The sequence below is a fragment of the Candidatus Aquarickettsia rohweri genome (genome assembly GCF_003953955.1).
Lineage (GTDB): Bacteria > Pseudomonadota > Alphaproteobacteria > Rickettsiales > Midichloriaceae > Aquirickettsia > Aquirickettsia rohweri.
Window position 1 is genome coordinate 1 of sequence record NZ_RXFM01000101.1, and the last position, 5,318, is coordinate 5,318.

A 5,318-nucleotide genomic window follows, 5' to 3' on the forward strand; every position below is an offset into this window, starting at 1 on the left:
CTCGTCCATTCTCCAACTACCATTGACTGGCTTCTTTCTTTTTCTGAATCTTCCTTCAAGTATTGGCATAAACTTTATTACCCACCTTTGTAAAGTAGCGTGATCAATGGCGAATCCTCTCAACCCGCCTATCTCCTCTATCTCTCTATAACTTAGAGAATATCTTCCTTTCATATACAATGATACCATTATTATTTCTGGACCATATTCATGATTCTTGAAATACTTCATTAATTTTGGGTCTACTTTCAGCATTATTAACATCTATCATTTCTTTCAGAATATCAAAGATTCTTATACTTTTCAACAGATGCGACAGAACCGTTTATTTACCCATCTTTTTGGGCAGATTTAAGAGATATTATCCATGATGTTCTATGACCCCTAGATTGAAAACGTTACACTATTCATGAATACTATAGATATTTTTACAAAAAAGTCAAAATTCCCAAATAATTTAATACCCATTGCACATCTTGAACTTATCCAACATATACATTTGTAATATGATTTGGCTATTTGGTAATAATTCGCCTATAACTTGTTATAGCAATGAAAACTGGCGGATGGAGTGGGATTCGAACCCACGGTACGCGTTAACGCACGCCGGTTTTCAAGACCGGTACCTTAAACCGCTCGGCCATCCATCCAATTAGCTTTTACCAGATTATTTAAATCTTATCAAGACTCTTTTAAAGACTATAAATTGCTTTTTAAAATTCATTAAATAAAATACAATGAAAAATAAGCTAGTAAGATAAATAAAATGAAAAGTATAAAAATAAATAAAGAGCTTCAGGGAATATTAAATAATTGGATTACCTATTTAGATAAAAATCTTAATTATTCCCAAAATACAATAAATGCATATATAACTGACATATATTATTTTTTACAATTTATTTTTAATCATTATCAGGAAACTATATCATTAAAGTTGTTAAATAAATTACAAGTTCATGATTTTAGGTCGTGGCTTGCCTATAGAAAAAAGAAAGATATATCTAGTATTTCAAATAATAGAACAATATCATCCTTAAAAAATTTTTATAAATTTTTAAGGGACCAATATAAAGCTGAAAATTATAATATTAATCAGATCAAAGTAGCTAAATTAAATAAGCCACTTCCAAAAGCATTACCAGTAAAATCTGCAATTGAAATTATGAATGCAATTGAAGAAATAAGTAAAATATCTTGGGTAGGGCAAAGAAATAAGTCTATAGCATATTTGCTTTATGGATGCGGAATGAGAATTAGTGAGGCTTTGAATTTGAAAATAAGTGATTTTTATGATGATTTTTCTAGAGTTATTGTAACAGGCAAGGGTAATAAAGAGAGAGAATTACATTTGCTTAAGATTTTGCAAGATCAAATTAAAAATTATATTTCTTGTTGTCCCTATGAATTTAATTCTAATAGTTTTGTATTTTATGGAGAGAAAGGAGATAAGCTAAATCCAGATGTTTTTAGAAAAGTGATAAGAAAATTACGAATAAAATTATGCTTGCCAGGACATACATCTCCCCATTCATTGAGACATAGTTTTGCAACACATTTGCTGGCTAATTCAGAAGGAGATTTAAGAACAATTCAAGAATTATTAGGGCATAAAAATTTATCAACTACTCAAAGATATACAAAAATTGATATGAATCATTTAGTTAAAAATTTTGTTAATTTTCACCCACGTGGTAAATCATAATAAATACTTTTTATAAATAGTTATTGAATAAATGGAGTTTATAATATAGAAATATTAAAAAATTAAATTTATTTGTATATTATGTTTATTATTGATGCTTTTGCTAATGCAGCAGGTGGTTCTTCTATAAAAGATATGTTTAGTGGTATGGCACCATTATTATTGATTATAGTTATCTTTTATTTTTTAGTTATTCGTCCTCAGCAGAAAAAAATAAAAATGCATCATGAGATGGTTAACAATTTAAAAAAAGGGGATAAAGTTGTTACATCAGGTGGTATATTAGCTACAGTTTCTAAGGTGGAATCTGATGAAGGAATTCTAGTCGTTGAAATAGCTTCCAATGTTAAAGTAAAAGTAAAAAGAGATACGGTATCTCAGGTCTTAAATACTAAGGATTCAAAAAAATAATTTATTTTTTATTATATGCCAAAAATAAAATTTATTTTTGATGATGGTACAATAAAAGAAGTTGAAGCCCCTAATGGTCTATCTGTTATGGAGATTGCACATCAAAATGATATTTATGAAATAGAAGGGGCTTGTGGAGGATCTCTATCATGTGCAACTTGTCATGTTATTGTAGAAAAAAAATTTTATGATATACTTGAAAGCATAAGTCCAAAAAAAGAAGATGAGGATGATATGCTTGACTTAGCATTTAATTTAACCAAGACTTCAAGATTAAGTTGTCAGATAATTATGAATGATAAGCTTGATGGGTTGACTGTAAAAATACCAACAGAAAAATAATATTATGGATATTAATAGTTATCTTCAAAATTATTTATCAATACTAATTTTTATAATTATTAGCGTTGGGCTAGCAGTAATTCTTATAATATTACCTTTTTTAGTTGCAAAGTTAAAGCCTGATAAAGAAAAGTTATCTACCTATGAATGTGGATTTGAAAATTTTGGAAATGCAAAGAAAAAATTTGATATTAGATTTTATTTGGTATCAATTCTTTTTATTATATTTGATTTAGAGATAGCTTTTTTATTTCCATGGGCCGTTATGTTAAAAGAAATTGCTTTAATTGGATTTTGGTCTATGATAGCCTTTATTATAACATTAACAATAGGATTTATTTACGAATGGAAAAAAGGGGCTTTGGAGTGGGAATGACAGATGCTAATAACAAAGTAATTTTAAATTCTGAGCAAGATGAATTATTAAATTATGCGATAAAAGATGTTAATAATAGAGGATTTGTGACTGCCAAATTAAATGATTTAGTTAAATGGGCGAGAAAAGGTTCTTTATGGCCTATGACATTTGGATTAGCATGTTGTGCTATAGAAATGATGCATACAGCTTCAAGTAGATATGATATGGATAGATTTGGAATGCTTTTTAGACCTAGTCCACGCCAATCAGATGTGATGATTGTTGCAGGTACCCTTACTAACAAAATGGCATCTGCTTTAAGGAAAGTTTATGATCAAATGCCTGAGCCAAGGTGGGTTCTTTCCATGGGAAGTTGTGCTAATGGAGGAGGGTATTATCATTATTCTTATTCTGTTGTGAGAGGTTGTGATAGAATTATTCCTGTAGACGTATATGTGCCAGGGTGTCCACCTACAGCCGAAGCACTGTTATATGGGTTATTACTGTTACAAAGAAAAATAAAAAGAACTACATCATTTACGTGATCAAATTTTAACATAGTTACTATTTATTTTTCCTCATAACCCGTCTTTTGACATAATCTTTCTCAAAACCCTCTTCATTATCATATTCTAATAATCAGCATCAATATTTTTTATAATTCACCGTGATGGTGTGTTTCAGGTTGGCTGCTGCTTAACTCAATTACAGCATATATAGCTTTATGCTCTTCAGTTGGATTAGGAATATTTCCACTAATATCACCTGTATTTGGTAGTATACCCTGATCTATGATTTCACCTTTTGCAATAATATGATCAAATTTATAAACATAATTACTATTACTACAACAAGTTCCAGTTCCTTCACCATGTTATCCCACAGAATATTTAGTAAAATTAAATTTCCCAAATTCTGCAAGACATTTGTTGATTTGAGGAGGGTTGCTAAGGTTTAAGCTATTATTGCCTATTTCATTCATATCTCCAGAAAAAATTACTGATAATTTACTTAAATCACTATTATCTGTTAATGTATTGACCATTTCTTTAAATTTTTCGATACCTTTCCATGCATTGCAGCTATCAGGATTATTGGGATCTGCGTGTGGAAAATGAACTGAAATAAAAAGCAGCTTTAATTCTGGATTCTCTACATTTTTAAAATAAGCAGCAACAAAAGGTCTAACATCACCATCACCATTATCTTTCCAAAAGCCAGCAATTGGATCTTTAATCAGTCCCCATGCTTTTTGATTAAAAGTTATTTGTGCAATATCAAATTCTTTTTTAACATTATTCCAATATGGATCTGGATTTGGTTGTAAAGTTTTCCATTCTTTATCACTATTTTGATTATTTAAATAGTAATCTAAAGTATTTTTGTCTTGCCCTGGTTCAACTTGCTGCATTGCAACAATATCTATTCCTTTGCTCTTTATGGCTTCTTTTATTACATCAACCTGTTTTTCTCTTCTTTCAGGCCTACTCCAAACACCTTTATCTCGTGAATCTCTAACATCACCTTTGACATTGTATTGTAAAATACCTACGTTTACCATGTTACCCCCATTAATAAGTTATGTTATTATTTCAAATAAGCATTATTTTATAATAAAATTAAATTCATTTTAAACTTTGCTTACTTTCATATTAAAAGCTTAAACATACATTTTTTTTACAATCAAGTAATATATGTTTAAAGTAAAATAAATTTATATTTTTACAAATTTTTCAATATTTAATTTCAAAAATCTAATACGAAGTGATATAAATGAGTTTGCAAGATCTTTAGAGGTGTTTTATATAACAAAATTATAAACTTGCGCAGAAAAATTATTTTTAATTCCAAAGATTTATGGTATTATTTACCTTGTAATAGTTAAAATTTAAATAAAGGGTAGGTATAATGAAGTTGTGTATATTACTATTATTTATGGTATTTCATTCGTCATATACACTAGCAGATACCGATAAAGATTGTGATTTTGCGAATAAGCAAACTTTAAAAATTTATAATAAATGTACTGCAAAGTATATAGAAGATGTTGAAAGCGGAATAACATCTAGAATGATAACAGGTATGTCTGAAACGACATTATGTATAAAAGAACACATTCTTTTTTTATTTAAAGAAATATTATTTAAAGGAGATAAAAAGTCATATACGCAGTTAAAAAGGTTCTGTCGCATCTGTTGAAAAGTATAAGAATCTTTGATATTCTGAAAGAAATGATAGATGTTAATAATGCTGAAAGTAGACCCAAAATTAATGAAGTATTTCAAGAATCATGAATATGGTCCAGAAATAATAATGGTATCATTGTATATGAAAGGAAGATATTCTCTAAGTTATAGAGAGATAGAGGAGATAGGCGGGTTGAGAGGATTCGCCATTGATCACGCTACTTTACAAAGGTGGGTAATAAAGTTTATGCCAATACTTGAAGGAAGATTCAGAAAAAGAAAGAAGCCAGTCAATGGTAGTTGGAGAATGGACGAG

General features: G+C 29.0%; 7 protein-coding genes, 1 tRNA gene and 2 pseudogenes. 7 read left to right on the forward strand and 3 right to left on the reverse strand.

All coding sequences use genetic code 11. The features are described 5' to 3' along the window. Both EIC27_RS06095 and EIC27_RS06100 read right to left on the reverse strand, forming a co-directional pair. Positions 1-264, reverse strand: a pseudogene (locus EIC27_RS06095) (IS6 family transposase); the annotation flags it as partial. Between the two features lie 296 nt (positions 265-560). Beyond that, positions 561-650: transfer RNA gene (locus EIC27_RS06100), tRNA-Ser, on the reverse strand. A gap of 116 nt (positions 651-766) precedes the next feature. Here EIC27_RS06100 and EIC27_RS06105 point away from each other — a divergent pair. The 5 genes from EIC27_RS06105 (at position 767) to EIC27_RS06125 (ending at position 3,361) form a co-directional block, all read left to right on the forward strand. Continuing rightward, positions 767-1,705, forward strand: coding sequence for a tyrosine-type recombinase/integrase (locus tag EIC27_RS06105; RefSeq protein ID WP_126045188.1), 939 nt, complete (start codon positions 767-769; stop codon positions 1,703-1,705). Positions 1,706-1,786: 81 nt separating this feature from the next. Then, complete coding sequence (yajC, locus tag EIC27_RS06110) at positions 1,787-2,116, forward strand: preprotein translocase subunit YajC (protein WP_126045192.1); 330 nt, start codon at positions 1,787-1,789, stop codon at positions 2,114-2,116. A 15-nt stretch (positions 2,117-2,131) separates the two neighbouring features. Continuing rightward, the gene (locus tag EIC27_RS06115) at positions 2,132-2,458 is read left to right on the forward strand and encodes a 2Fe-2S iron-sulfur cluster-binding protein (RefSeq protein WP_126045189.1); all 327 of its coding nucleotides are present in this window, start codon (positions 2,132-2,134) and stop codon (positions 2,456-2,458) included. A 4-nt stretch (positions 2,459-2,462) separates the two neighbouring features. Next, complete coding sequence (gene ndhC, locus EIC27_RS06120) at positions 2,463-2,834, forward strand: NADH-quinone oxidoreductase subunit A (RefSeq protein ID WP_205702359.1); 372 nt, start codon at positions 2,463-2,465, stop codon at positions 2,832-2,834. Next, positions 2,831-3,361, forward strand: a complete 531-nt coding sequence (locus EIC27_RS06125; protein ID WP_167562293.1) for a NuoB/complex I 20 kDa subunit family protein — start codon at positions 2,831-2,833, stop codon at positions 3,359-3,361. The genes ndhC and EIC27_RS06125 overlap by 4 nt, the downstream gene beginning before the upstream one ends. Before the next feature lie 329 nt (positions 3,362-3,690). On the opposite strand, the gene EIC27_RS06130 is transcribed toward EIC27_RS06125, so the two are convergent. Then, the gene (locus EIC27_RS06130; RefSeq protein WP_126045190.1) at positions 3,691-4,377 is read right to left on the reverse strand and encodes a hypothetical protein; all 687 of its coding nucleotides are present in this window, start codon (positions 4,375-4,377) and stop codon (positions 3,691-3,693) included. A 374-nt stretch (positions 4,378-4,751) separates the two neighbouring features. Between EIC27_RS06130 and EIC27_RS06135 the strand changes: the two genes are divergently transcribed. Further along, a complete protein-coding gene (locus EIC27_RS06135) occupies positions 4,752-5,015 on the forward strand; it encodes a hypothetical protein (RefSeq protein WP_126045191.1) in 264 nt (87 codons plus the stop codon). Positions 5,016-5,054: 39 nt separating this feature from the next. After that, a pseudogene (locus EIC27_RS06140) lies at positions 5,055-5,318 on the forward strand (IS6 family transposase); the annotation flags it as partial.

Coding starts and splice junctions, on each gene's coding strand:
- EIC27_RS06105 (WP_126045188.1), top strand. CDS start 767: ATGAAAAGTATAAAAATAAATAAAGAGCTTCAGGGAATATTAAATAAT.
- EIC27_RS06135 (WP_126045191.1), top strand. CDS start 4,752: ATGGTATTTCATTCGTCATATACACTAGCAGATACCGATAAAGATTGT.
- EIC27_RS06130 (WP_126045190.1), bottom strand. CDS start 4,377: ATGGTAAACGTAGGTATTTTACAATACAATGTCAAAGGTGATGTTAGA.
- yajC (WP_126045192.1), top strand. CDS start 1,787: ATGTTTATTATTGATGCTTTTGCTAATGCAGCAGGTGGTTCTTCTATA.
- ndhC (WP_205702359.1), top strand. CDS start 2,463: ATGGATATTAATAGTTATCTTCAAAATTATTTATCAATACTAATTTTT.
- EIC27_RS06115 (WP_126045189.1), top strand. CDS start 2,132: ATGCCAAAAATAAAATTTATTTTTGATGATGGTACAATAAAAGAAGTT.
- EIC27_RS06125 (WP_167562293.1), top strand. CDS start 2,831: ATGACAGATGCTAATAACAAAGTAATTTTAAATTCTGAGCAAGATGAA.